Origin of the sequence: Priestia sp. AB, from assembly GCF_028369225.1 — a bacterium.
Lineage (GTDB): Bacteria > Bacillota > Bacilli > Bacillales > Bacillaceae_H > Priestia > Priestia megaterium.
Genome location: NZ_JAQMYN010000001.1, coordinates 299,105 through 324,681 on the forward strand (window position 1 = coordinate 299,105; position 25,577 = coordinate 324,681).

Below are 25,577 nucleotides of genomic sequence, written 5' to 3' on the forward strand. Positions count from 1 at the left end.
GAGTGAGGTGGGACCGTGAGTTCATTTGATAAAACCATGCAATTTAATTTTCAAGATGAGCCAGCTGAAACAAACGTACATGAAGTATTGTTTACGGTTTATGACGCACTGCAAGAAAAAGGCTACAACCCGATCAACCAAATCGTTGGGTATTTGTTATCAGGAGACCCTGCTTACATTCCTCGTCATAACGATGCGAGAAACACAATTCGCCAGTTAGAGCGAGACGAGCTCATTGAAGAACTTGTTAAATCTTATTTACAACAGCATCGAAAGGATTCATAAATGCGCGTATTAGGATTAGATGTAGGAACCAAAACAATTGGTGTGGCAGTTAGTGATGAAATGGGATGGACAGCGCAAGGAATTGAAACAATTAAAATTGCAGATGAGCAGATGGAGCAATCATATCCTCGTTTACAGCAGCTAATTGACGAATATTCCGTAGAGAAAATCGTAGTGGGTCTTCCTAAAAATATGAATGGTACGATTGGCCCCCGAGGCGAAGCGTGCATTGAGTTTGCTGACAACGTCAAAGAAAAACTTAACATTGAAACGATGATGTGGGACGAGCGCTTGTCGACGATGGCAGCAGAGCGAGTACTGCTGTCTGCCGATGTAAGCCGCAAGAAACGCAAAAAAGTAATCGATAAAATGGCAGCTGTTATGATTCTTCAAGGATACTTAGACAGCAAGCAGTAAGAAAAGCAGCAGGCTTTGCCTCAGCTGAAAAGTTATGAATTTCCCTTTTGCATATTCTTTTGTACGTAAAAGGGAAGTGAAATAACTGAACGGCTTGCTTTTCACTGAAGAAAAAGTTAAGCTAAGAGCTTACAATATAAAATGAGGTGCAAACATGAGCGTAGAAGAAAATAAAATTACAATCGTCGATGAGAATGGAAATGAGCAGCTATGCGAAATTTTATTCACATTTGATTCTGATCAATATAACAAATCATATGTAATTTACTATCCAATCGGAGCAGACCAAGATGATGAAGAGGAAATTGAAATTCATGCATCTGCTTTCACACCAAGTGAAGATGGTCAAGACGGTGAGCTACAACCGATTGAAACAGAAGAAGAGTGGGACATGGTTGAGGAAATGGTTAATACATTCCTTGACGAAGAAGGCGAATAATTATAGTGAAAAAGCTGATGACAATCGTTATCAGCTTTTTTTTACATAGCGGCTGTGCTTTTTAGATATAAAAAGGTTTTTCCTTGCATTCTTAGGGCAGATTGTATGATAATGACGAAAAATAAGATAAATTGTAGTATAATAATTCCTGCGTGTGAGAGTGCATTTTAATAAAAGAATTCATTGTTTGAACGGATGAAACTAGACTTTGGGCAGACAATAACATAAATCATGGAAAAATTTTAGAAGAGGCGAGAGTTTAAGGAAGCGATACCATCTCACACCTATAGGCGATACGAATGAATCGCAATCTCATGTCTCCTCTCTGTTCATACTTATAAAAAATCAAGAAGAAAAGAGGTGAAACTGGTTGTATCTTCTTTTACAGAAGTAGATTTAACCAGGAAGCTGCTTGTCGCAACAAACATTTTTACCACCTAATCGTTCAAGAAAAAAACGAGTTATTTTTATTACAATTATCGTACTTCTTTTACTAGTTGGCGGTGCATTTTTCTATGCTCAATCCCGCTTAACGCCCGTGGATCGAAACAGCAATAAAAAAGTAAATGTGACCATTCCACAAGGTTCTTCCGTCCAATCGATTGGTACGGTATTGCAAAAAGAAGATTTAATTAAAAGCAAAAGTGCATTTCGCTATTACGTAAAATTAACCCATGTGTCTGGATTTCAAGCTGGAACGTATTTATTTTCTCCTTCCATGAGCTTAGGGGAAATGGTTGAAAAAATGGAAAAAGGCGAGGTTTCAAAACAACCTGATATTCGTGTCACCATTCCAGAAGGACGTCAGCTTGTCGAAATTGCTGGTATCATTGCTAAAAATACAAAGTTTACAAAAGACGAAGTCATGAAAAAGCTAGACGATAAGGCATTCGTCAATAAAATGAAAGAAAAATATCCAGATTTAGTAACGGATGAAGTGATGCAAAAAGATATTAAACATCCGCTAGAAGGTTATTTATATCCCGTTACGTATGATTTTTATGATAAAAACGTGTCGTTAGATGAAATATTGGATAAAATGGTAGGGAAAACAAATAATGTATTAGGTCAGTACAGTGGGCAAATGGAGAAGAAAAAATTCAGTGCACATAAATTGTTAACCATGTCTTCTCTGATTGAAGAGGAAGCAACTGCAAAAGTCGACCGAGAAAAAATTGCCAGCGTCTTTTATAATCGCCTTGAAAAAAATATGCCGCTTCAAACGGATCCAACCGTCTTATATGCCTTAGGAGAGCATAAAGACCGCGTGTTCTATAAGCATTTAGAAGTGGACTCTCCTTACAATACGTATAAAGTAAAAGGGTTGCCTCCAGGACCAATTGCCAGCTCTGGTTTGATGTCAATCAAAGCTGCGTTACATCCAGCCAATACAGATTATTTATACTTCTTGGCCACACCTGAAGGGAAAGTTATTTTTACCAAAACGTTAGAAGAACATAACAAAGAAAAAGCCAAGCATATTACAGGTAAAGAAAAGCAAAATACCGAAAAATAAGTGGGAATTTAAAATTGGGGAATCGCGATACTTCGCATTCCCCATCTTTTATGTTAAAATATATCGGGTTTACGTAAAACCGAAAAAAACTTATAATAGACTAGTTGTCTTACTATTTTGCAGTAATGAAACGTTATGAAAACATAATGTAAAATGTACTTCTGAGAACGGAGGAAGTGTTTTGCTTTTACAAAACGTAGAGCAGTATGTGGAAAAGCTTATTCCTAAGCGCCAGGAGCTTATTGAAGAAATGGAAGCTTATGCAAAAGAACATCACGTTCCGATTATGGAATTGATTGGTGTTGAAACGCTATTGCAAATTCTTCGTCTTCATCAGCCAAAACATATATTAGAAATTGGAACAGCGATTGCATATTCGTCTATTCGAATGACCCATGCGCTTCCAGAGGCACGAGTGGTTACGGTAGAACGAAATGAAGAGCGTTACCAAAAAGCGCAAGAATTTATTGAACGGGCGGGAAAACAAGATAAAATTGTGTCGTTGTTTGGAGATGCACTAGAGCTTAGAGATGAGATTGAACGTCATGGTCCTTATGATGCAGTTTTTATTGATGCAGCTAAAGGTCAGTATCAGCGTTTTTTTGAACATTATGAGCCGATGCTGTCTTCTAAAGGAATGATTATTTCGGATAACGTACTATTTAAAGGTCACGTAGCGACCGATTTGGCCGAAGTAGAAACACGTCGACGCCGCAGCTTAATTAAAAAAATTCAGGCATACAATACGTGGCTGATGAATCATCCCGATTATTATACAACTATTCTCCCTATTGGAGACGGAATCGCGATTAGTATTAAAAGAGGTGACCAAGAATGAAAAAACCAGAACTATTAGTGACACCCACTGCAGTTTCGGAAATTGAATCATTACTACAAGCTGGAGCAACAGCTGTTATGGTTGGTGAACAGCGCTACGGTTTGCGTTTAGCAGGTGAATTCAAACGTGAAGATATCGTAGAAGCTGTAAATATTGCTCATCAGCATAATGCAAAAGTCTACGTAGCGATGAACGGACTATTTCACAATGATAAAATCGCCGAACTAAATGAATATATTTTATTCTTAAAAGAAGCAAGCGTGGATGCGATTGTATTTGGAGATCCTGCTGTATTGATGGCAGTGCGTGAAACAGCTCCAGAAATGAAGATGCACTGGAGTACTGAAACAACGGGCACAAACTGGTATTCATGTAACTACTGGGGGCGTAAAGGAGCTAAGCGCGCAGTTCTTGCTCGTGAGCTAAGCATGGATAGCATCATTGATATCAAAGAAAAAGCCGAAGTAGAAATTGAAGTTCAGGTGCATGGCATGACGTGTATGTTCCAATCAAAACGTTCACTTCTTGGCAACTACTTTGAGTATCAAGGAAAAGTCATGGAAATTGAAAATCGTAAAGTAGAAAAAGATATGTTTTTACTTGATAATGAGCGAAACAATAAGTATCCAATTTTCGAAGATGAAAATGGAACGCACATTATGAGTCCAAAAGATATGTGCATTATCGATGAGCTTTCCGAAATGATTGATGCTGAAGTAGATGTATTCAAAATTGACGGCGTATTAAAGTCACCGCAATATATTTTAGAAGTAACAAAAAAATATCGTCAAGCGATTGATTTATGTGTAGATGACCGTGAAGAATACGAAAACGTTAAAGACGATTTGTTAGAAGAAATTGAAATCTTGCAGCCGATTAACCGTCCGTTAGACACAGGGTTTTTCTTTAAAGAAACGGTATATTAAAAAGCATGCAAAGAAAGATAAACAAAGGAGGTACAAACGATGGCTGTTCAAATCGATACTGTAGTAGAAGGTAAACGAGTTATTACTAAGAAGCCTGAGTTGTTAGCTCCAGCCGGTAACCTTGAAAAATTAAAAGTTGCCGTACACTATGGAGCAGATGCTGTGTTTATCGGAGGAAAAGAGTTTGGCCTTCGTTCAAATGCAGATAACTTTACATTTGAAGAAATGGCAGAAGGTGTTCAGTTTGCAAACAAATACGATGCACGTATTTATGTTACAACAAACATTTTTGCTCATAATGAAAATATGGACGGACTTGAAGATTATTTAATGGGATTAGAGCGCGCTGGTGTTTCTGGAATCATCGTAGCTGATCCGTTAATTATCGAAACCTGTCGACGCGTTGCACCTAAGCTTGAAGTACATTTAAGTACGCAGCAATCACTTTCAAACTGGAAAGCCGTTCAGTTCTGGAAAGAAGAAGGATTAGAACGTGTTGTACTTGCTCGTGAAACGGGTGCTGAAGAAATGCGCGAAATGAAAGAAAAAGTGGATATTGAAATTGAAGCTTTTATTCACGGAGCGATGTGTATTGCTTATTCAGGCCGCTGCGTGCTAAGTAACCATATGACAGCGCGTGATTCAAACCGCGGAGGCTGCTGTCAATCATGCCGTTGGGACTATGATTTATTTAAAGTAGAAGACGGTAAAACGGAAACGGCTTTATTTGATGAGCAAGACGATCCGTTTGCAATGAGTCCAAAAGACTTAAATTTAATTCAATCTATCCCTCAAATGATTGAGCTGGGTATTGATAGCTTAAAAATTGAAGGACGTATGAAGTCGATTCACTATATCGCAACAGTGGTGAGCGTGTATCGCAAGGTGATTGACGCATACTGTGCAGATCCTGAGAATTTTGTGATTCAAAAAGAATGGCTTGATGAGCTAGACAAATGTGCAAACCGCGATACGGCTCCTGCCTTTTTTGAAGGAGTTCCTGGAGTAGATGAGCAAATGTTTGGCGTACACGGCAAGAAAACAAAATTTGATTTTGCTGGTTTAGTATTGAATTATGATGAAGAAACAAGCACCGTGACATTGCAACAGCGTAACTATTTTAAACCGGGAGAAGAAGTGGAATTTTTCGGTCCGGAAATTAAAAACTTTACGCAAAAAATAGATAAAATTTGGGACGAAGATGGCAAAGAACTAGATGCTGCGCGTCATCCGCTGCAAATTGTGAAATTTAAAGTGGACCAACCTCTATTTTCATATAACATGATGCGAAAGGGGATTTAAATATAAAATGGGGAAAAAGCCCGTTGTAATCGGTATCGCTGGTGGATCCGGTTCTGGTAAAACAACTGTAACCAAAGCTATTTATGAATATTTTAAAGGGCATTCTATTATGCTTCTTGAGCAAGACTATTATTATAAAGATCAAAGCGATGTACCGTTTGAACAGCGTTTGCAAACAAACTACGATCATCCTTTAGCATTTGATAATGATTTGCTGATTGAACACTTGCAAAACTTATTAAATTATGAGAGCATTGACAAACCGGTATATGATTACGCAATTCATACGCGCTCTGAAAAGGTAATTAGAGAAGAACCAAAAGATGTTATTATCTTAGAAGGTATTCTTGTACTAGAAGATCAGCGCTTGCGTAATTTAATGGATATCAAGCTATACGTAGATACAGATGCGGATCTTCGTATCATTCGTCGTATGCTTCGTGATATTAAAGAACGAGAGCGTACGCTTGAGTCAGTTGTTGATCAATACGTATCTGTCGTTCGCCCGATGCATAATCAGTTTGTTGAACCAACAAAACGTTATGCAGATATTATCATTCCTGAAGGCGGTCAAAACCACGTAGCGATTGACTTGATGGTCACTAAAATTCAAACAATTCTTGAACAAAATGCCATTTTATAATAACATAGCATAGATGCAGGAATTTTTTTGAAGACAATGCAGACATATTCTGCTAACTAAACACAAACATTATAAAGAATAGAGAAACGAGCAGCTTCTATTTTGAAGCTGTCATTTCTCTATTAACTGATTTTTCCACAGAATGGAAAATTTTTTGTACATACAGAAATGGACTGTATACACTAGAGATTTTGAGTTCAAGAAGGAGTGAAGGGATTATGGCACAAGAAAAAGTATTTCCAATGACAGAAGAAGGAAAGCTAAAGCTAGAGCAAGAGCTAGAATATTTAAAAACAGTAAAACGTAAAGAAGTTGTAGAGCGTATCAAAATCGCCCGCAGTTTTGGAGATTTATCGGAGAACTCTGAGTACGATTCTGCAAAAGACGAGCAGGCTTTCGTAGAAGGCCGTATTACAACGCTTGAAAATATGATTCGCAATGCGAAAATTATTGAAGAAGATGTAGAAAACTCTTCTATTGTATCATTAGGTAAATCTGTAACATTTGTAGAGTTGCCAGATGGTGATGAAGAAACGTATACAATTGTAGGTAGTGCAGAAGCAGATCCGTTTGAAGGGAAAATTTCAAATGATTCGCCAATTGCTAAAAGTCTAATGGGCAAACAAATTGGAGATCAAGTAACTGTTCAAACTCCTGGTGGAGATATGTCAGTGAAAATTGTATCTGTTAAGTAAAACATCTGGTTGGAAGCGTTCTACTGAATGCTCGTAAGTAAAAAAGCTGACACGCGTCAGCTTTTTTTATATGATTTTAAAAAGCGGAGAGAATAGAAAAGATATGTAAGAAAGGAAAGATGAAAATGAAAGATATCGATTTTGCTAAAACAGCGCTTGTTTTAATTGATTTACAAAAAGGGATTGTTCCAATTGGAGGAGACGAAATTGTGGAGAAATCTGTTCAGCTTGTGAATCGTTTCCGCGAACAAAATGGATTTATTAGTTTTGTACGAGTAGATTTTCAAGATGGAAAAGATGCGTTGACGCCAGAAACGGATCAAAAGCCATCTGCTCCTCAAGAAAGACCTGCAGACTGGGCGGAATTCGATCCAAGACTTAATGTTCAAGAGAATGATTATATTGTGACAAAACGTCAGTGGGGAGCCTTTTTTGGGACAGATTTAGACCTTCAGCTTCGCCGAAGAGGAATTGATACAATTGTCCTTTGCGGAATTGCAACAAATATTGGTGTGGAAAGCACAGCTCGTGAAGCATTTCAGTATGGGTATAACCAAATTTTTATCACGGATGCCATGGCGACATTTACAAAAGAAGAGCATGAAGCAACTCTTTCTTACATCTTTCCGAAAATAGGAAAGCTAAGAACAACTCAGCAATTTTTAACAGAAAATTAATAATAAAAACTTGCTGAATCAGCAAGTTTTTTGTGAAATGAAAAAAAGAATGAATATTTCTTAAGATAATGGTTTTAAAAGTAATGGCAACGTCGACACTTGTAAAGAGTGAGGTGTAGTCATGAAAATAATTCACAAGCGAATTTATATTACTCTTATTTTTATTTTATTATTAATTAGTGGACTGGGAGCACGGCTTGTTCAACTTCAGCTTGTCAGCACAGAATCTTTTACTGACAAAAAGATTAACTTAATTGAAGGAAGCGTAAAACAGCGTACGCAGGAAATGGTGGTAGATGACGGGCGAGGGAAATTTGAAGATAAAAATGGACAGTCTTTAACATCTATCACGCATAATCGCTTAGTCCTGTTTCCATTTTTAGAAAAAATGAAGTGGCCTGTTCAGCAAGTAAGTGAAATCGTGGGAATGCAACCAAAGGAACTAACGAACAGACTAGCGAATGCTAAAACACCGGTTGTTATTACAAAAGAATTATCCCATGCACAAGTCGAAAGAATAAATGCATTAAAGGTACCTGGCGTATTTGGAATTCCTCTAAAAGATGAGCGTCCAGTTCCTCTTGCTGAACATTTAATCGGACTAGAGGCACAAAGCAGACAAATAATTGAAGAGAAGTATAGTGACAAATTGAAAAATGGAGCAATTAAATCAACTACGCCTGTAGGTATCTCAGGGATGCAGAGGGCTTTTGACGAGTTTTTGCTGCCGGAACAGGAGTCTAAGCTCCTTTATCATGTTGATCGCCTAGGTGGGCCTATGTTTGGCATCGATGTAAAATACACGGGCACAGCTAACCCTTATTATCCAGTCAGTGTGCGTACGACGCTTGATTTGTATGCTCAGGAGCTAGTGGAGAATACATTAAATCATTATAAGTTAAAAGACGGAGGAGCCGTCTTAATTGATATAAAAAACAATAAAGTAATTGCGATGGCCAGCAGGCCTTCGATTAATAAGAAAGATCCATTTAAAAAGCAAAATGGTTCAGACAGCGTAGAAAATCGTTTGCTGACGCCACAAACTCCTGGATCTATATTTAAAACCGTAACAGCAGCTGCAGCGCTTGAACAAAATAAAATTCAGCCTTCTTTTACCTATAACTGCGATAAAAGTATTTATGGCAATAATGTAGAAGAAGATCATCAAAAAGGGCAGCTGACGTTTGAAGAAAGCTTCGCGCAAAGTTGTAATGCAACGTTTGCACAGCTAGCAAAAGAAATGATAATATCTAATCCGAATACCCTTGAACAATATGCCGATAAGTTAGGGCTTATTCAGCCTGTAGGATGGACGGGTGATGTGTTTCATTTTGAACATTTTAAGCAGTTTTCAGGAGAAAAATCGGGAAGAGTTTGGACAAATGAAAGAGAAAAAAAAGTACCAAATGCTGTAGCTCAAACGGCAATTGGACAGCTTGATGTAAAAGTGACTCCGCTTGCAGTAGCAAATATGATGGCGACAATTGCACGCGGAGGAGAAAAGAAACAGGTAAAAGCTGTAGATGCGCTAGAGTATAAAAACAACACGTCATTGTATACGTTTAAAGAGCATAAGCTAAAAGGAGATACCATTAATAAAGCCACAGCTGCTTCTATGCAGCAGCTTTTAAAAGGTGTCGTACAGAGCGAAAAAGGAACAGGAAGAAGATTTCAAACGCTTCCTTATGAAGTGGCAGGAAAGTCAGGAACTGCTGAAATCAATGTGAAAGACGATATCGTCAATAAATGGTTTGCGGGTTACTTTCCTGCAGATGATCCAAAATATGCAATGGTAGTAGTGGATTTAAATACAAAAAGTGCGATATCTCCCACAAACAGCGTATTTTATGATATTGTTAAAGGGATGTATGACTTAAATACACGTTAAAACAAGAAGAATTTGTAAAAAATATTACAAATATACTTCAAATAAATTTTGATGCTTCATGTATAAGAAAACACATGTTAGAATAAAGCATTATAAAAGTTGGAGGAAATTGTAGCAATGAATAACAATCGTTCTTCAAGACACGAAAACAAAGAAAAAAAAGTAAACCGATTATATAATCTGTTAATTGCTGTCGTAGCAGTTTTAATTGTATTTGTCGGTGGTACGATGATTCTTGGAAACAAGGATAAATCGGATAACCAAGCGGAAACAACTCAAAACAATCCGCAAACAAATGACCAAAAAACGGACAAGACGGCTAAAAAAGACGATGATTCTTCGAAAGATGATCAAGCAACAGATGATCAAGCAACGGACGATCAAAGTTCTGAAGATGACCAAAGCTCTGAAGATGATCAAGCAACAGATGAAGAATCAAATGACTCAGATTCACAGGCTGAAGTAGAGAAAAATCCAGAGCCTGGCGTGGCAGAACGCAAGGTAGATCCTTCATGGGATTCAGTAGGTACGTCACAAGATGCACCTGCAGCAACTTATAAAAAAGGATCAACGGATTGGAACGAAATGCTAAAAGCTGTAGGCGAAGGGTCAGGCATTAGCCCAAGTAATATGACCGTATGGCGTTTAGGGAATAACGGTGGCGTAGGTAAAGCCGTAGCTACGGTTAGTCCTAAAGGCAACTCATCAACAAAATACCGCGTTCAAATTGAATGGGTAGATGGAGAAGGCTGGAAGCCCGCAGTAGTGGATAAGCTTCAATAAGAAAAGCAGCGCGCTAGCGCTGCTTTTTTAATTTGAAATGAACAACCGCAGAGTACAGTTTTTTACCTTGTTCATAGTCCACAGACATTTGATGAGATACGCTATGCACCTCAAGCAAAATCGCTTTATTTTGATCAATTTTTTCCGCAATTTGTTTCTCAAGCATTTTAACATCAGGCGCTTCAAAAAATTCTATTTTATCTTCAATCATTTCAAATTCAAAATTCATCTTACGACCTCCTTACCTCATTACTATAGTATAGCAAATAGAAAGTTAAAAGCTTAAAATATTTGTAAATGAAGAACAAACGATAGCTAAAAACATACTATATCCATAAGAATTATTAGTTATAAGGAGGCGTTTTTTATGGGTCTAGAGTTTTTAGATATCTTTGAAAAGTGGGCGAATGAGTATGATGCATCGGTAAGCGGGAAAGATGAACAGTATAGAGAAGTGTTTCGCAATTATAATGAAATTTTAGAGTATGTAGCAGACCGTTCAATAGGGCATGTGATAGAATTTGGAACAGGGACTGGAAACTTAACAAAAAAACTGTTAGAAAAAGAACTGACTGTAGTAGGAATTGAACCTTCAGTACCAATGAGACAATTGGCACACCAGAAATTAGGGGCAGATGTTTTAGTCACACCAGGAGACTTTTTACAATTTGATACATCATTGTTTCCAGCAGAGAGCTTAGTTAGTACGTATGCTTTTCATCATTTAACAGATAAAGAAAAAGAAGAAGCTGTGATAAACTATGGAAAGTTACTTCAAACCGGTGGTAAAATAGTGTTTGCTGATACAATGTTTGAAACAGCGGATTCATTTGCTGATACCATTGTTCAGGCAAAACAAAAAGGGTATACGCAACTAGCAGAAGATCTAGAGAGGGAATACTATACAACGATTCCCGTCTTAAAGCAAATCTTTGAAAGCAATGGTTTTCACATAACCTTTACACAATTTAATCACTTTGTGTGGGTATTGGAGGCAACGAAACAATAGTAGAAAGAGGTTTTAAAATGAAAGTAGCAATCATTGGAGCAATGGAAGAAGAAGTGACGATTTTACGCGATAAAATTGAAAATCGTCAAGAAACAGTAATCGCAGGATGTGAATACTCGACAGGAACAATCAGCGGTGTGGAGGTTGTATTATTAAAATCAGGTATTGGAAAAGTAAATGCGGCGTTATCTACAGCCATCTTACTAGAAAAGTTCAAACCTGATTACGTTATTAATACAGGATCAGCAGGCGGCTTCCATCCGGAGTTAAACGTAGGAGATGCGGTTATTTCAACAGAAGTTCGTCATCATGATGTAGATGTAACGGTATTCAACTATGAATACGGTCAAGTACCAAACTTGCCTGCAGCTTTTAAAGCAGATGAAAAACTAGTTCGTCTTGCTGAAGAAAGCGCTCTTGAAGTAACGGATATGAAAATTGTAAAAGGACTAATTGCTACAGGGGATTCGTTCATGAACGATCCTGTGCGCGTAGAGTTTGTCCGCTCTAAGTTTCCAGACCTGTATGCAGCTGAAATGGAAGCGGCGGCCGTTGCTCAAGTATGCTATCAATTTGGCGTACCGTTTGTTATTCTTCGTGCTCTTTCTGACATCGCCGGCAAAGAATCAAATGTTTCTTTTGAGCAATTTTTAGAAAAAGCAGCTGTTAATTCAACGAAATTAGTATTGAATTTTATTACAAAATTAAAATAAGCTGTTCGTAAAATATAGAGTTTGTTTTCGTCTACACTCTGCATCGTTTATCATAACATGGGGTGTAGACTATATTTTTACCTTAATTCCGACTTTATTTATAAGTTAAGTTATATTATTCGTTAGCGAGGTGTTCAAGATTATGAAGGTAGCCAAAAACGTTCATGAATTGATTGGAAACACACCTGTGATTGAGATTACACAATTTGATTTACCCAGAGAAATCAGGATATTTGCTAAACTGGAATATGTTAATCCAGGAGGAAGTGTAAAAGATCGTTTAGGAAAAGAACTGCTGAAAGAAGCTCTTAGCTCTGGAAGACTGAAGCGAGGCGGAACGGTGATTGAGCCTACTGCTGGAAATACGGGGATTGGGCTGGCTTTAGCTGCTCTTCAGCACGAAATAAACGTCATATTATGTGTTCCAGAAAAATTCAGTATTGAAAAACAGCAGCTTATGAAGGCTTTGGGGGCAACTGTGGTTCAAACACCTACTGAAGCTGGTATGAAAGGTGCTATAAACAAGGCTCAAGAGCTGCTGCGTGAAATACCTGGTTCTTATTGTCCTCAGCAGTTTGCTAATCCGGCCAATCCTATGACTTATTACAAAACCTTAGGGCCAGAAATATATGAACAGCTTGATGGAAAAATCGACGTGTTTGTAGCTGGAGCAGGTACAGGTGGAACATTTATGGGTACAGCAAAATTTTTGAAAGAAAAAAATCCTTCTCTAAAAGCAGTCATTGTTGAGCCAGAAGGTTCGATTTTAAACGGTGGGAAATCCGGCCCTCACTTAACTGAAGGAATTGGAATGGAGTTCATCCCTGATTATATGGATCGGTCTTATTTTAATGCTATTCATACTGTTGAAGATGTTTATGCTTTTCAAAGAGTGAAAGAGCTGGCTTTAAAAGAAGGGTTACTAGTAGGGAGCTCTTCAGGAGCAGCCTTCGAAGCAGCCCTGCTCGAAGCAAAAAATGCAGAAAAAGGCGCTCATATTGTTACTATTTTTCCCGATAGCAGCGAACGGTACTTAAGTAAAAATATTTACAGTGGAGGAAGATAAGATGAAACGTAAAACACAATTAATTCATGGTGGAATTGTTGGCGATGAACAGACGGGTGCTGTCTCTGTTCCTATTTATCAAGTGAGCACTTATAAACAAGAGGGAGCTGGAAAACATACGGGATACGAATATTCGAGAACCGGTAACCCTACACGACACGCCTTAGAAGAACTTATCAAAGAAATTGAAGGAGGATATGCTGGGTTTGCGTTTGGATCTGGTATGGCAGCTACTACTGCTGTATTCATGCTGTTTAACAGCGGAGATCATGTGCTAATTACAGATGACGTATACGGAGGAACGTACCGAGTGATTACAAAAGTGCTGAGCCGTATTGGCATTGAAGCTACTTTTATTGATACAAGCGACATCGAAAATATTAAGAAAGAAATTCGCCCCAACACAAAAGCTATTTATATCGAGACTCCCACGAATCCTCTCCTAAAAATTACTGACTTGCAGCAGGCTTCTTCAGTAGCTAAACAGCATCATTTACTTACCATCGTTGATAACACATTCAGTACCCCGTATTGGCAAAACCCTATCGAAAAAGGTGCGGATATCGTTCTGCACAGTGCAACTAAGTATCTAGGCGGCCACAGTGACGTTGTAGCAGGGCTAGCCGTTGTGAATTCGCCTAAATTGGCAGAAGACCTCCATTTTATTCAAAATGCGACTGGAGGCATTTTAGGACCCCAAGATTCTTGGCTTTTGATGAGAGGGATTAAAACATTAGGAATACGAATGGAAGAACATGAATTCAACACTGGGAAAATAGTAGAATTTTTACTTGCTCATCCTGCTGTTACAAAAGTATATTATCCAGGATTAAACACCCACCCAAACCACCTCATTGCTAAAAAGCAAGCAAGAGGTTTTGGGGGAATGGTTTCTTTTGATGTGGGAAGCGAAGAGAAAGCGGAACAAGTACTGAGCAAAGTGAAGTATTTTACATTAGCAGAAAGTTTAGGAGCCATTGAAAGCCTTATTTCCATTCCTTCTAAAATGACTCATGCTTCTATACCGAGCGACCGACGTAAAGAGCTAGGAATTACAGATGGATTAATTCGTATTTCTGTAGGCCTTGAAGATGTAGAAGACTTAATTGAAGACTTAGAAGAGGCATTGAAATAAGGTTGGTAAAAATAGGATTTTTATAGACCTATAGATCTATGATAGAGTAGAGTTATAACATTCTACTGAGAAGGTGATTGTATGAAAGCTCAACGCATCAAAGCAAAAATTGAAGATTACAGCCGCTTTATTTACGTCCTTCTAGCCGTAAGTACATTCTTGTACATTGGTGTTATGATTGGCCAAGGTGAAAAAAGTGATATGCAGCTTGGAATAATGGAAGCCATCGTTATTCTTTTTGCCGCCCTTGCCTTTTATTTTAGTTATCAAACTAAAAAACTGAAAAAAGAACTAATGAAAGAAAAAGAATAATAGATATAAAAAGGCGATCATACATCGTCTTTTTTTTATGAGGGTTGAAAAAATAAAAAAATTCCCTATTTTTCAAAAAAACAGTTTACTTTTTATGAGTCCGTGGATATAATTACCATTGTAAGGAAAATACTTTATTAAAAGGAGGTCGAGTCATATGTTAAGACGTTTATCAGTTATGGGTCATCCAGTTTCAACTATGTTCAAAAATCGTCTATATACGTATACTATTCGGCCGTGTTCCTGTATCAAGTAACTTTCTTACTTTGATCATTAAAACACGTTAATTCACCACAGGTGCGAATAGTAGCCCTGTGGTTTTTATCATTTTTCAGCCACAGGATGCTTATGCATTACTGTGGCTTTTTTGTGTATAAGGAGGTGATTGTAATGACACTGAACATTTTCTTTTTAACTATTACCATAAAGTCTCGTCAATACTCTGAGGCAGAAATTAAGCATGAACAGTATGTAAGACAATTAGAAGAAGAAATAAAAGACCGCAAGTATGAGTTTTACCGTCATTTCTAATTTGAACAGTGGAAAGGAGTGGATGAATGATGATTAATCAAAAAGGATATATCGTTGTATGGCTGCTTGTGGAGAAAGATTCCACCTAAATGATTAGTAGGGGGAGTAATGATGTGTTTGCTACGGATTATTATTTGGAAATTATTTTAAAAAAAGAGCGGAAAGAAGGATTAATTCTCCTTCTTTCCGCTCTTTTTTTTCTCTTTTTCGGCTCTGTAAAATTCGTGAAACATTTTCATGAGCGCTCGCTTTTCAATTCGCGAAACATAACTTCTTGAAATATTTAATTCTTTTGCAATTTCTCGCTGGGTTTTTTCATCCTGCAGATCCAAACCGAAGCGACCAACAATTACTTCCTTTTCCCGATCATCGAGAATATCGATGTATTCTTTTATTTTTTCTAATTCCATATTTAGTTGAATCATATCAATTACATCGTCTGATTCTGATTTTAATACATCAATCAAGCTGATTTCATTTCCTTCTTTATCCTGGCCAATTGGATCATGCAGAGACACATCTTTTTTTGTTTTTTTGAGCGCTCGCAAGTGCATCAATATTTCATTTTCAATACATCGTGCGGCATAAGTAGCTAATTTTGTTCCTTTTCCCTGTGAATAACTTTCGATTGCTTTAATTAAACCGATTGTCCCAATTGAAATTAAATCTTCCGCATCCTCTCCCGTGTTTTCAAACTTTTTAACAATATGCGCAACGAGCCGGAGATTGTGTTCGATAAGAAGGTTTCGCGCTTCTTGATCTCCTTGTTCCATTAAAGATAAATATCTCTTTTCTTCAGCAGCAGACAAGGGTTGAGGAAAGGCATTGTTTTTTACGTAGGAAACAAGGAAAACCAATTCTTTAAAGAAATAGCCTAGTGCGGTAAATAATGCAGACATCTCTTCACCTCCATAAGGGGATATCAACTTGTGAGAGACTAACATTACACTATATGTAAAAAGAAGGATGTCTTTGCCTGTACGTTTAAAATTCCCCCCGGGGACAAGAGAGTTTGAAAAAGTCCACAGATTTTTCTTTATAGATAGTTACCAGCCTATACAGGGAAAAGGTATGTACATACGCTAGTAGTAGTTCATAGTGTAAGGAGGGAAAGTATGTACGGTTACGGAGGCTGCTGTTATCCTAATTATCCAGCTTACCTATGTGGAGGAGGCTTCGGCTGGGGACTTGGATTGTTGATTGTTCTGTTTGTCCTGTTATTAATTTTCGGAAGCTTCTATTGGTTTTTTAGCTGCTGGTATTAAAAAAACTCATGCATGCGCATGAGTTTTTTTAGATGACATATCCTACCGAATAGAACCATTCATTTTTAAGAATTCTTAAGGCATTTTCGCTTTGTTTCTTAAAGAAGATGATTTATTCTATAATTAAGAAAAGAAGCAAGACGATAATATTCCTCTGCAAAAGTAAATGGAGCTCTACACTTTTTTTAGCTTGAAAGTACTAATCATCAAGCAAGCGAGTACGATAATTAAAAACATATAAAAGTGTGAAGGCAAATAAGGGACGCCCAAGTAGCTAAGAGTTAATAAACAACCTGCTGCGGTAATAGGGAGCCCTGTAAAATACCCAGTATTTTCTGTGATGTTAAAGCGGGCAAGACGAAGTGCTCCGCAAGCAATGTAACAGATGGTAACAATTGAACCTGCAGCACCAAAGTGAGACAAAATACTTTGATAAAGTAGTAGAGCTGGAGCGATGCCAAATGATATAATATCGCACATGGAGTCCAGTTGTTTTCCAAGTTCAGATTCAATTTGCAGCTTTCTGGCTACCATGCCGTCGAATCGGTCTGCTAACGCTGCTAAAAAAATTAGTAATAAACTTAAGTTCAATTCATTTTTCATGACAAATAAAATAGCAAAGCTTCCTAAACTTAAATTAACAATCGTTAAGGAGTTTGCCGCTTGGGATCTCAGCTTTTTAATTGTATGATCTAGATAGTCTAATAAAAACAATTTCCTCACTCCTTTAAAGGATGGAATGAACTAAAGGTAAAAATAATGGTAATTTCATTGTAGACGCAAACCTTATTCTAGTAAAGAACTATTCAGTATGTGGAGGTAAAATTATTGTTGCAGCACCTGTATCGAACGTTTATTGAGCTTACGAATCATCAAGGATCATCGAAGCTCATTCGAAAATTCACTTTCTCTAAATGGAGTCGGTTTGTTATACCCTCCTATACAAAAGTTTTTAAAGTAAATGAAGAAGAAATGGACAAGCCTCTGCATCACTATCAAACCTTACACGAGCTATTTATTCGCCGTTTGAATCCTTCTGCCCGTCCGGTCGATCAGCAGAAAGACAGCGTTGTCAGTCCTGTAGATGCAAAGATAGAAGCATATGGAGTCATTACGCCTCAAAAAGAAATGATTGTAAAAAACAAACCTTATTCTATACAGGAAATGGTTTCAAATGATCTCATTCTTGAAAAATATATAGAGGGACAGTTTATTATTCTCTATCTTAGTCCGAAAGACTATCATCGCATTCACAGTCCTCTTAAAGCCCAAGTGGGGAATACGTGGACCGTTGGGCAAAAGTCTTATCCAGTAAATTCATTAGGAATCAAGTATGGGAAAGAACCGCTGGTGAAAAATTTCCGGAAGCTCACGGAGTTAACATTTGAAAATGGTCACATGCTGATGGTAAAAGTAGGAGCCATGTTTATCAACAGCATTGAAGCGGTTTCTAAAAAAGAAGTAGTCGAAAAAGGGGAAGAAATGGCTTACTTCACGTTTGGTTCGACTGTCATTTTATTATTTGAGAAGAACTCAATCACTTTTGATTCTAACGTTCACTCAGGTTCTTATGTAAAGTATGGAGAACCAATTGCTCATTTGAAAAAATAGAGCCTATATAATAAAAGAGTAGATAGATAAATGAAGATGCAGCTTTCTTTTATTAAGAAGGCTCTTTTATTCGTTAAGAAGGAATTTGTATGCTAATCTTTAATGATCTTCTTTCAATTTCCTCTTCAATTAATTTTATAAAATCAGGGCTTAATTGCAGTTCGGTTGCTTTGCTGTATGATTCAATAAGCAGCTCATCTGATAATTTTCTCATAAGATTGCCGCCACCTCCTACTAAAATAAATATCCTAAAAAGTTATATTTAAATGCTAATAAATTCCTTATTTATAATCTAACATGAATCAAATAAAGGAACAATCGTTCTGTTATCCACAGCTTTCGGTGGATAAAATGTGGGTATGTTGTTTATAATTACCATTAATTGCTGAACTATAACAGAGGATAATGTGTATAAACTTATCCACATAATTAGGCTTATCATTTTTTGTCGAAAACTTTTAACAGAATTTGTTTACCACTTACCCTATTTGATAAGTAATAAACGTTTTCTACACTATTTTTTATTTTAAGTTTGCAGAGAGTGAATATATCGTAAGCCTACGAACAAATAGAGGTTTGCTACCTTTTGTCAATAACTTTCTGTATAAAGTTAAAGCATTCACAAGGCATATCCTTTATACTAAGAAAAGACCTGTTTTTGAAGAGAATAAAATTTTAGGTTGGAAAATAACAAGAAGTCGTTATAATGATAGACGGCGTTAATTTTAGTATGTAACTATATATTCGAGGTGCATGATACGTGTTGAAACTTTTTTTACCAAATGAACATGTGAAAAACGTGTTTCAAATTAAGCCAGACGATTTGAAAGAGCGCGGAATAAAAGGAATTATTACCGACTTAGATAACACGTTGGTGGAATGGGATCGCCCTGATGCCACTCCGGAATTAATTGAGTGGTTTCAGTTAATGAAAGATAGTGGAATTAAAATTACGATTGTATCGAATAATGTGGAGAAACGAGTCAAGCTGTTTTCAGATCCAGTTGGACTTCCATTTGTATATAAAGCACGCAAACCGATGCGTAAAGCATTTAGAAGAGCTCTTCGTGATATGGAGCTGCAAAAAGATGAGGTTGTAGTTATTGGTGACCAGCTTTTAACGGATGTATTAGGAGGAAATCGTCTCGGCGTATATACGGTTTTGGTTGTACCAGTTGCACAAACAGATGGATTTGTAACGAAATTTAACCGTAAAATGGAACGAAGAATTCTAGGTTGGATGAAACGAAAAGGTATGATTAACTGGGAGGATTAAAACGTGAGTGAAGAAAAATTACAGTGCGTAGGATGCGGAGTGGAGATTCAAACAGAACGACCAAATGAACTTGGTTATGCTCCAAAATCAGCACTAGAAAAAGAAGCTATTATTTGCCAGCGATGCTTTCGCTTGAAGCATTATAATGAAGTACAAGATGTTTCCTTAACAGACGATGATTTTTTAAAAATCTTAAATGGAATTGGTCAAACGGATGGTTTAGTTGTAAAAGTTGTAGATATCTTTGACTTTAACGGCAGCTGGTTACCTGGTTTGCATCGATTTGTTGGAAATAACAAGGTTCTTTTAGTGGGAAATAAGGCAGATTTACTGCCAAAGTCTATAAAGAAAAATAAACTAATTCATTGGATGAAGCGAGAAGCGAAAGAGCTTGGGCTAAAATCAGTGGATGTGTTCCTCATGAGCGCGCAAAAAGGACAAGGAATTCGAGAAATTGCCGAAGCCATTGAACATTATCGCGAAGGTAAAGATGTATATGTTGTGGGATGTACAAACGTTGGTAAATCAACATTTATTAATGCCATTATTAAAGAAGTAACGGGAGAAAAAGATATTATTACTACATCTCAATATCCGGGCACAACGCTGGATATGATTGATATCCCGCTTGATAACGGCGCGTCTTTATATGATACGCCTGGTATTATTAATCACCATCAGATGGCTCACTATGTAGATAAACGAGACTTAAAGCTGATTTCTCCTAAAAAAGAAATAAAGCCGAAGGTTTATCAGCTAAATGAAGGGCAAACGTTATACTTTGGAGGACTGGCGCGCTTAGATTATGTACAGGGGGGCCGCAAGTCATTAACATGTTATGTATCAAACGATTTGCATATCCATCGTACGAAGCTTGAAAAAGCAGATGAGTTGTATGAAAAGCAAGCAGGTGAACTGCTTCAGCCGCCACGCCCAGAGCAAATGGATGAGTTTCCTGAACTGGTTGCACATGAATTTACAATAAAAAATGAAAAAACGGATATTGTTTTTTCAGGGCTGGGCTGGGTGACGGTTAATGAGTCAGGTTCAAAAGTTGTGGCGCATGCACCAAAAGGAGTCGGCGTATTTGTGCGCGATTCTTTAATTTAAACAAAAAGGGGAAAAAATCTTGAGTACATTATATGGGCTAGTTGGTTATCCGCTTGGGCATTCACTATCGCCATTGATGCAAAATGATGCCTTTAAACGTCTGAATATGGATGCTCATTATGAAGCTTTTCCAATTGAACCTGTTCATTTTGAGTCAGCCATTGGAGAGCTAAAAGATAAAAACATTCAAGGATTTAATGTCACGATTCCTTATAAAGTTGATATTATGAAGCATTTGGATGAAGTCGATCCATTAGCAAAGGCAATTGGCGCTGTAAATACAGTTGTTAATCAAGATGGCCGTTATATTGGATACAATACCGACGGAGAGGGGTATGTGACGTCTTTACTCAAAGCAGTAGAAGGAAGCTTATCCCAAAAAAGAATTTTAATTATTGGAGCTGGAGGAGCCGCAAAAGCTATTTTTTATACAATTGCAGCTCAGCATGCTCCCGAGGTAATTGCGATATGCAATCGTACCGTCGAAAAAGCAGCTGTATTAGCTAACGAGCTGCCTTTTTCGACGAAAACGGCGGCGATGTCTATTTCTGATGCAGAAAAACAATTAGATACATTCGATATTATTATTAATACCACTTCAGTGGGAATGTATCCTAACGTGGATGAGCTGCCATTAGCACTTACTTTATTGCAAAAAGAAGCCGTAGTCAGCGATATTATTTACAACCCTTTAAAAACAAAGCTTTTAAAAGAGGCTGAAGCAAAAGGGGCAGGCACTCATAACGGTGTCGGTATGTTTGTACTGCAAGGTGCACTTGCATTTGAAAAGTGGACGAACGTCCGTCCTGACGAAGAGGCAATGGAACACATTGTTCTTTCAACACTAACTAAGAGATAAGATACAACGGAGGTTTTTATGTTAACAGGTAAACAAAAACGTTTTTTACGTTCAAAAGCACATCATTTAAATCCAATTTTCCAAGTAGGAAAAGGTGGAGTCAACGAAAATATGATTGGTCAAATTGCTGATGCATTAGAAGCAAGAGAATTATTAAAAGTAAGCATTCTGCAAAACTGTGACGAAGATCGTGATACGGTTGCTGCTCGATTAACAAAAGGAACAAAAGCAGAGCTTGTACAAGTGATTGGAAATACAATTGTATTATATAAAGAATCACGCGAAAATAAGCAGTTAATGCTTCCAAAAGTGAAATGAAATAGAGCGGGGAAACCCGCTCTATTTAAAAATGAAGTAAATTAAAGGAGTCGGGGATTGTTGAAGAGTATTGGAATTTTAGGTGGAACATTCAACCCGCCTCATTTGGGGCATTTAATGATGGCAAATGAGGTTTTGCATGCCTTGAAATTAGATGAGATATGGTTCATGCCGTCGTATATTCCACCTCATAAAACAATCAAAGAGCCTATTGAGCCATATCATCGTTTACACATGCTAAAGCTAGCTATTGAAGAACATGATCAATTTACCCTGCAGCCGATCGAATTTGAGCGCAAAGAGCCTTCATATACATACGATACGATGAGAATACTAACAGAGAAATATCCAACGTATCAGTTTCATTTCATCGTTGGTGCTGATATGGTAGAATATTTGCCGAAGTGGTATGAAATTGATGAATTAGTCAATTTGGTTACATTTGTAGGTGTAAAACGCCCGGGGTATACCATTACGTCCCCTTACCCGATAAAAGAAGTAGAAGTTCCGCAGTTTGATGTCTCCTCTTCCTTTATTCGTGAACGAGTAGTAAAGAAAGAAACCATTCGTTATTTTATACCTGCTGGTGTTAAACAATATATCGAGGAGAATCAATTATATGAATCGAACTGAGGCATTAGAAATCGTAAAGAAACAGTTAACAGAACGCCGTTATATTCATACTGTCGGGGTAATGGAAACAGCAATTGAATTAGCTAAGCGTTTTGAAGCAGACGAAAAAAAAGCAGAACTGGCTGCTATTTTTCATGACTACGCCAAGTTTCGTCCAAAGGAAGAGATGAAGCAAATTATTATTGATCAAAACATGAGCCCTTCTTTATTGGAATACAATACCGAATTATGGCATGCTCCAGTAGGCGCGTTTTTAGTGAGAAATGAAGTAGGGATTACGGATAAGGAAGTATTGGATGGGATTGCTTACCATACATCCGGAAGACCTGGCATGACGTTACTTGAAAAAATTGTGTACGTTGCTGATTACATTGAACCCGGAAGAAGATTTCCAGGTGTTGATGAAGTGCGGGAGTTAGCTAAAACGGACTTAAATGCAGCACTTATTCAATCACTGAAAAACACCATTTCTTTTTTAATGACTAAACATCAGGCCGTTTATCCCGATACGATGATGACATATAATGATTTAATCTTAGGAGGTCAAACACATGACTGAACGTGAATTGCTATCTCTTGTTGTAGAAGCAGCAGACGATAAAAAAGCAATCGATATCGTAGCGTTAAATATGGAAGGAATCTCACTTGTGGCAGATTATTTTGTTATTTGTCACGGTAACTCAGATAAACAAGTGCAGGCAATCGCTCGTGAAATTAAAGAAAAAGCACACGAACAAGGCATTTCTGTGAAGCGTTTAGAAGGATTTGAGCAGGCTAAGTGGGTTCTTGTTGATCTTGGAGATGTTGTGGTTCACATTTTCCATAAAGATGAGCGCGGATATTATAACTTAGAACGCTTATGGGGAGATGCACCATTTGTAAGTTCAGAAGAGCTACAGCTATGAGCAGGTACGGAGAATTTGCCTACGTATATGATCAGCTAATGGCAGACGTTCCGTATGACGATTGGGCTGAATTTTTTAATCAGCAGGTGGCAAAAACGAAAAAAAAGCCTGACAGTATATTAGACCTTGCCTGCGGCACGGGAGAACTCTCCGTTCGATTTGCACAAGAAGGTTTCTCCGTAGTAGGCGTTGATTTGTCTGATGATATGCTTATGGTAGCCCAGGAAAAGGCGGCAGAAGCAGGGTTAACGCTATCTCTTTTTCAGCAAAACATGGCGGAACTTGAGTTATTGAAAGAGTTCGACTGTGTAGTAATCTTTTGTGATTCTTTGAACTATTTGCAAAGTGATAAAGAAGTTCAAGAAACCATTCAACGTGTATATAAGCACTTAAAACCAGGTGGGCTCTTTATATTTGATGTTCATTCAGTGCACAAGATGAAAGACGTATTTGGAAATCAATCTTTTTCTTACGTAGATGAAGACGTGTCATATATTTGGAACTGCACCTATGACGATACAGACACGCGCGTAGAGCATGATATTACGTTTTTTGCTTATGATGAAGAAATGGATGCATATCATCGCTTTGATGAGGTGCATACTCAGCGCACTTGGTCGATTGACGATTATCAATCATGGCTGAGCGAAGCTGGTTTTATAAATATAGAAGTAAGTGCAGATTTCAAAATGAGTGAGCCTACTTCAAACAGTGAGCGCATCTTTTTCTCTGCGCAAAAAAAAGAAGCCGAGTAGAGGCTTCTTTTTTTGTTTCAAAGCAGGATTTTTACAGAAATTATGGAATAAGACTATCAAACTGATTGTGAACAAGCTCAATGTCTTCGTCAAATTTTTCATGTGTCTTTTGAAATACGTGCACAAACATCTCTCCGAGTTCAGCTTCTAAAACTTTAATACCTTCTCCGGTTACACCGCCTTTTACGCATACTTTATCCTGCAAGGTAGGAAGCGTAAATATTTCTTTTTCCAACAGTTTTCCCATTCCAATAATCATATCACTGGCCATGACGGTAGCTTCTTCTTCAGAAATATTTGTTTCTTGAACTGCTGCATCAATAAAGCGTTGAAGCAAAAAGCTGAAGAATGCAGGACCGCAGCTTACGATATCGGATGATACACGCGTAATCGTTTGATCAATAGCCACAGGCTTTGACATAGATGAAAATAATTCATATAAATAATTTTGGTAAAAAGGCGTACATCTTTCTCCAAACGTGAAAAGAGAAACACCTGCTAATGCCCGATTCGTAATGCTAGGGATAATTCTAGCTGCTTGACTCGGAATGAGGCGTTCGATTTGTTCTACGCTAATTGGACTGGTAATGGATACAATGCAATGATCTTTCGTCAGCAGTGGTTCTAATTTTATTAAAAGGGGGTGAATATCCAATGGCTTAACACAAATAAAAATGACTTTGGATGCGTGAACAACTTCTTCAGCTGTATCAGCAACATTAATTTTTTTATGCTGCTGTTGAATCTCTTTGGCTCTTTTTTTTGTGCGATTCATAATAGTAATTTTAGAAGGACGTACGGCTTTTGATTCAATAAACGCATCAATTAATATTTTCCCCATGTTTCCTGTTCCGATAAACCCTATGTTCACTGATTCATTCCCTCCTTCAAAAGCCTTTTCTTCTAAACACTATGAAGACGTAATGGAATTTATGACGTTACTTCAAAATTCAAAGGAGTGTACAATTTGACTTTTTCAAAAAAACAATGGCTAATTGGCTGTATTTGTTTAGCAGTTGGGTTGGCTTTTTATATCTATCGCACAGGCGGAGAGAAATCGGAAAGTTCTCTTCAAACCTCAGATATGATAAAGGCAGAATCTTCTGCTGCAAAAAAAGAAGGAGAGTCGTCTGATCAAGTAATTTCGAGCCAAGATTCCCCGTTTGTTATGGTGGATATTAAAGGAGCTGTTCAGAAGCCTGGTGTATACCAGCTTCCGAAAGACGCAAGGGTAAAAGATGCTCTAGCACAAGCCGGAGGCGCTACGAAAGAGGCGGACTTAAGACAGCTCAATTTAGCTAGCAAGCTACAAGATGAAATGGCTGTTTACATTCCAGCTGCTGGAGAAGAAATCCCGCCTTCATCTCCAGTTTCTTCAATCTCTTCCTCAGGAACTTCAAATGATCAGCCCCTGGTTAATATCAATACAGCGAATACTGATGAACTGCAAACGCTAAATGGAATTGGACCTTCAAAAGCGAGTGCCATCGTTTCATATCGAGAGGAAAATGGCTTGTTTCAAACAGTAGAGGATTTGGGCCAAGTATCAGGTATTGGCGAGAAGTCGCTAGAAAAAATCAAAGCTCAAATTACGGTACAGTAGAGACTTATTGACGAAAAAGGAAAAGAAACGCTACACTATGAAAGAGACAAGTATAATTATAATTATT

34 protein-coding genes are annotated in these 25,577 nt (G+C 37.6%); 29 read left to right on the forward strand and 5 right to left on the reverse strand.

The window, feature by feature from the left end; translation table 11 throughout:
- Window positions 1-15: 15 nt before the first annotated feature.
- The 12 genes from POF52_RS01455 to POF52_RS01510 all read left to right on the forward strand — a co-directional run bounded on the left by POF52_RS01455 (window position 16) and on the right by POF52_RS01510 (window position 10,409).
- Window positions 16-285: an IreB family regulatory phosphoprotein gene (locus POF52_RS01455; protein WP_013059287.1), complete on the forward strand. Its 270-nt coding sequence runs from the start codon at window positions 16-18 to the stop codon at window positions 283-285.
- A complete protein-coding gene (gene ruvX, locus POF52_RS01460; RefSeq protein WP_013059286.1) occupies window positions 286-702 on the forward strand; it encodes a Holliday junction resolvase RuvX in 417 nt (138 codons plus the stop codon).
- 154 nt (window positions 703-856) lie between these two features.
- Complete coding sequence (locus POF52_RS01465) at window positions 857-1,141, forward strand: DUF1292 domain-containing protein (RefSeq protein WP_013059285.1); 285 nt, start codon at window positions 857-859, stop codon at window positions 1,139-1,141.
- A gap of 412 nt (window positions 1,142-1,553) precedes the next feature.
- Entirely contained in the window at window positions 1,554-2,657 is a 1,104-nt protein-coding gene (gene mltG / locus POF52_RS01470) for an endolytic transglycosylase MltG (protein ID WP_271989338.1), read from the forward strand.
- Between the two features lie 181 nt (window positions 2,658-2,838).
- Window positions 2,839-3,495 carry an O-methyltransferase gene (locus POF52_RS01475; RefSeq protein ID WP_013059283.1) on the forward strand — a complete coding sequence of 219 codons (657 nt, stop codon included), beginning with the start codon at window positions 2,839-2,841 and terminating at the stop codon, window positions 3,493-3,495.
- Window positions 3,492-4,421 (forward strand): peptidase U32 family protein, encoded by a 930-nt coding sequence (locus tag POF52_RS01480; RefSeq protein ID WP_271989340.1) that lies wholly within the window; start codon window positions 3,492-3,494, stop codon window positions 4,419-4,421. The genes POF52_RS01475 and POF52_RS01480 overlap by 4 nt, the downstream gene beginning before the upstream one ends.
- A 39-nt stretch (window positions 4,422-4,460) precedes the next feature.
- Entirely contained in the window at window positions 4,461-5,723 is a 1,263-nt protein-coding gene (locus POF52_RS01485; protein ID WP_271989342.1) for a peptidase U32 family protein, read from the forward strand.
- A 7-nt stretch (window positions 5,724-5,730) separates the two neighbouring features.
- Window positions 5,731-6,366, forward strand: a complete 636-nt coding sequence (udk, locus tag POF52_RS01490; protein ID WP_013059280.1) for a uridine kinase — start codon at window positions 5,731-5,733, stop codon at window positions 6,364-6,366.
- Between the two features lie 218 nt (window positions 6,367-6,584).
- Window positions 6,585-7,061 carry a transcription elongation factor GreA gene (greA, locus tag POF52_RS01495; RefSeq protein ID WP_013059279.1) on the forward strand — a complete coding sequence of 159 codons (477 nt, stop codon included), beginning with the start codon at window positions 6,585-6,587 and terminating at the stop codon, window positions 7,059-7,061.
- 119 nt (window positions 7,062-7,180) lie between these two features.
- Window positions 7,181-7,738 (forward strand): isochorismatase family protein, encoded by a 558-nt coding sequence (locus POF52_RS01500; protein WP_026106703.1) that lies wholly within the window; start codon window positions 7,181-7,183, stop codon window positions 7,736-7,738.
- Between the two features lie 121 nt (window positions 7,739-7,859).
- Window positions 7,860-9,626: a peptidoglycan D,D-transpeptidase FtsI family protein gene (locus tag POF52_RS01505; RefSeq protein WP_271989346.1), complete on the forward strand. Its 1,767-nt coding sequence runs from the start codon at window positions 7,860-7,862 to the stop codon at window positions 9,624-9,626.
- A 117-nt stretch (window positions 9,627-9,743) separates the two neighbouring features.
- Window positions 9,744-10,409: a YrrS family protein gene (locus POF52_RS01510; RefSeq protein ID WP_013059276.1), complete on the forward strand. Its 666-nt coding sequence runs from the start codon at window positions 9,744-9,746 to the stop codon at window positions 10,407-10,409.
- Window positions 10,410-10,422: 13 nt separating this feature from the next.
- Here the strand turns inward: POF52_RS01510 and POF52_RS01515 are convergent, their stop codons facing one another.
- The gene (locus POF52_RS01515) at window positions 10,423-10,638 is read right to left on the reverse strand and encodes a DUF2536 family protein (protein ID WP_013085082.1); all 216 of its coding nucleotides are present in this window, start codon (window positions 10,636-10,638) and stop codon (window positions 10,423-10,425) included.
- A 138-nt stretch (window positions 10,639-10,776) separates the two neighbouring features.
- On the opposite strand from POF52_RS01515, the gene POF52_RS01520 reads away from it, so the two are divergent.
- The 6 genes from POF52_RS01520 to POF52_RS01545 all read left to right on the forward strand — a co-directional run bounded on the left by POF52_RS01520 (window position 10,777) and on the right by POF52_RS01545 (window position 15,175).
- Complete coding sequence (locus tag POF52_RS01520; protein WP_013059274.1) at window positions 10,777-11,418, forward strand: class I SAM-dependent methyltransferase; 642 nt, start codon at window positions 10,777-10,779, stop codon at window positions 11,416-11,418.
- 17 nt (window positions 11,419-11,435) lie between these two features.
- The gene (gene mtnN / locus POF52_RS01525; protein WP_028411671.1) at window positions 11,436-12,131 is read left to right on the forward strand and encodes a 5'-methylthioadenosine/S-adenosylhomocysteine nucleosidase; all 696 of its coding nucleotides are present in this window, start codon (window positions 11,436-11,438) and stop codon (window positions 12,129-12,131) included.
- Window positions 12,132-12,273: 142 nt separating this feature from the next.
- Window positions 12,274-13,197 (forward strand): PLP-dependent cysteine synthase family protein, encoded by a 924-nt coding sequence (locus tag POF52_RS01530; RefSeq protein ID WP_034648836.1) that lies wholly within the window; start codon window positions 12,274-12,276, stop codon window positions 13,195-13,197.
- A 1-nt stretch (window position 13,198) separates the two neighbouring features.
- Complete coding sequence (locus tag POF52_RS01535) at window positions 13,199-14,332, forward strand: bifunctional cystathionine gamma-lyase/homocysteine desulfhydrase (RefSeq protein ID WP_016765606.1); 1,134 nt, start codon at window positions 13,199-13,201, stop codon at window positions 14,330-14,332.
- Window positions 14,333-14,413: 81 nt separating this feature from the next.
- On the forward strand, window positions 14,414-14,644 hold the full coding sequence (locus POF52_RS01540; RefSeq protein WP_013085078.1) for a YrhC family protein: 231 nt from the start codon (window positions 14,414-14,416) through the stop codon (window positions 14,642-14,644).
- 390 nt (window positions 14,645-15,034) lie between these two features.
- A complete protein-coding gene (locus POF52_RS01545) occupies window positions 15,035-15,175 on the forward strand; it encodes a YrzI family small protein (RefSeq protein ID WP_013059269.1) in 141 nt (46 codons plus the stop codon).
- 170 nt (window positions 15,176-15,345) lie between these two features.
- Here POF52_RS01545 and sigK read toward each other — a convergent pair whose 3' ends face one another.
- Window positions 15,346-16,074, reverse strand: a complete 729-nt coding sequence (gene sigK, locus POF52_RS01550; RefSeq protein WP_013059268.1) for an RNA polymerase sporulation sigma factor SigK — start codon at window positions 16,072-16,074, stop codon at window positions 15,346-15,348.
- A gap of 216 nt (window positions 16,075-16,290) precedes the next feature.
- Between sigK and POF52_RS01555 the strand changes: the two genes are divergently transcribed.
- Window positions 16,291-16,440, forward strand: coding sequence for a hypothetical protein (locus POF52_RS01555; RefSeq protein WP_176583500.1), 150 nt, complete (start codon window positions 16,291-16,293; stop codon window positions 16,438-16,440).
- A 174-nt stretch (window positions 16,441-16,614) separates the two neighbouring features.
- Here the strand turns inward: POF52_RS01555 and pssA are convergent, their stop codons facing one another.
- Window positions 16,615-17,154 carry a CDP-diacylglycerol--serine O-phosphatidyltransferase gene (gene pssA, locus POF52_RS01560; RefSeq protein WP_013059266.1) on the reverse strand — a complete coding sequence of 180 codons (540 nt, stop codon included), beginning with the start codon at window positions 17,152-17,154 and terminating at the stop codon, window positions 16,615-16,617.
- A 114-nt stretch (window positions 17,155-17,268) separates the two neighbouring features.
- Here pssA and POF52_RS01565 point away from each other — a divergent pair, with 114 nt between their 5' ends.
- Window positions 17,269-18,051, forward strand: coding sequence for a phosphatidylserine decarboxylase (locus POF52_RS01565; RefSeq protein ID WP_176583499.1), 783 nt, complete (start codon window positions 17,269-17,271; stop codon window positions 18,049-18,051).
- Window positions 18,052-18,124: 73 nt separating this feature from the next.
- On the opposite strand, the gene POF52_RS01570 is transcribed toward POF52_RS01565, so the two are convergent.
- The gene (locus POF52_RS01570) at window positions 18,125-18,265 is read right to left on the reverse strand and encodes a sporulation histidine kinase inhibitor Sda (protein WP_013059264.1); all 141 of its coding nucleotides are present in this window, start codon (window positions 18,263-18,265) and stop codon (window positions 18,125-18,127) included.
- A 549-nt stretch (window positions 18,266-18,814) separates the two neighbouring features.
- Here POF52_RS01570 and POF52_RS01575 point away from each other — a divergent pair.
- Genes POF52_RS01575 through POF52_RS01610 form a run of 8 tightly spaced genes read left to right on the forward strand, consistent with a single transcriptional unit; the run spans window position 18,815 to window position 23,907 of the window.
- On the forward strand, window positions 18,815-19,327 hold the full coding sequence (locus tag POF52_RS01575) for a YqeG family HAD IIIA-type phosphatase (RefSeq protein WP_013059263.1): 513 nt from the start codon (window positions 18,815-18,817) through the stop codon (window positions 19,325-19,327).
- A gap of 3 nt (window positions 19,328-19,330) precedes the next feature.
- Window positions 19,331-20,437, forward strand: coding sequence for a ribosome biogenesis GTPase YqeH (gene yqeH, locus POF52_RS01580; RefSeq protein WP_043976164.1), 1,107 nt, complete (start codon window positions 19,331-19,333; stop codon window positions 20,435-20,437).
- Between the two features lie 19 nt (window positions 20,438-20,456).
- Window positions 20,457-21,296, forward strand: a complete 840-nt coding sequence (aroE, locus tag POF52_RS01585; protein WP_016765605.1) for a shikimate dehydrogenase — start codon at window positions 20,457-20,459, stop codon at window positions 21,294-21,296.
- Window positions 21,297-21,314: 18 nt separating this feature from the next.
- The gene (gene yhbY / locus POF52_RS01590) at window positions 21,315-21,614 is read left to right on the forward strand and encodes a ribosome assembly RNA-binding protein YhbY (RefSeq protein WP_013059260.1); all 300 of its coding nucleotides are present in this window, start codon (window positions 21,315-21,317) and stop codon (window positions 21,612-21,614) included.
- Window positions 21,615-21,674: 60 nt separating this feature from the next.
- Window positions 21,675-22,247: a nicotinate-nucleotide adenylyltransferase gene (locus POF52_RS01595; protein WP_013085073.1), complete on the forward strand. Its 573-nt coding sequence runs from the start codon at window positions 21,675-21,677 to the stop codon at window positions 22,245-22,247.
- Entirely contained in the window at window positions 22,234-22,806 is a 573-nt protein-coding gene (gene yqeK / locus POF52_RS01600) for a bis(5'-nucleosyl)-tetraphosphatase (symmetrical) YqeK (protein ID WP_271989360.1), read from the forward strand. Before POF52_RS01595 ends, yqeK begins: the two co-directional genes overlap by 14 nt.
- Window positions 22,799-23,152, forward strand: coding sequence for a ribosome silencing factor (gene rsfS, locus POF52_RS01605; protein WP_013085071.1), 354 nt, complete (start codon window positions 22,799-22,801; stop codon window positions 23,150-23,152). The genes yqeK and rsfS overlap by 8 nt, the downstream gene beginning before the upstream one ends.
- Entirely contained in the window at window positions 23,149-23,907 is a 759-nt protein-coding gene (locus tag POF52_RS01610) for a class I SAM-dependent DNA methyltransferase (RefSeq protein ID WP_271989363.1), read from the forward strand. The genes rsfS and POF52_RS01610 overlap by 4 nt, the downstream gene beginning before the upstream one ends.
- Before the next feature lie 40 nt (window positions 23,908-23,947).
- On the opposite strand, the gene comER is transcribed toward POF52_RS01610, so the two are convergent.
- Window positions 23,948-24,778: a late competence protein ComER gene (comER, locus tag POF52_RS01615; protein WP_271989365.1), complete on the reverse strand. Its 831-nt coding sequence runs from the start codon at window positions 24,776-24,778 to the stop codon at window positions 23,948-23,950.
- A gap of 96 nt (window positions 24,779-24,874) precedes the next feature.
- On the opposite strand from comER, the gene POF52_RS01620 reads away from it, so the two are divergent.
- Window positions 24,875-25,510 (forward strand): helix-hairpin-helix domain-containing protein, encoded by a 636-nt coding sequence (locus POF52_RS01620; RefSeq protein WP_412761885.1) that lies wholly within the window; start codon window positions 24,875-24,877, stop codon window positions 25,508-25,510.
- Window positions 25,511-25,577: the final 67 nt, after the last annotated feature.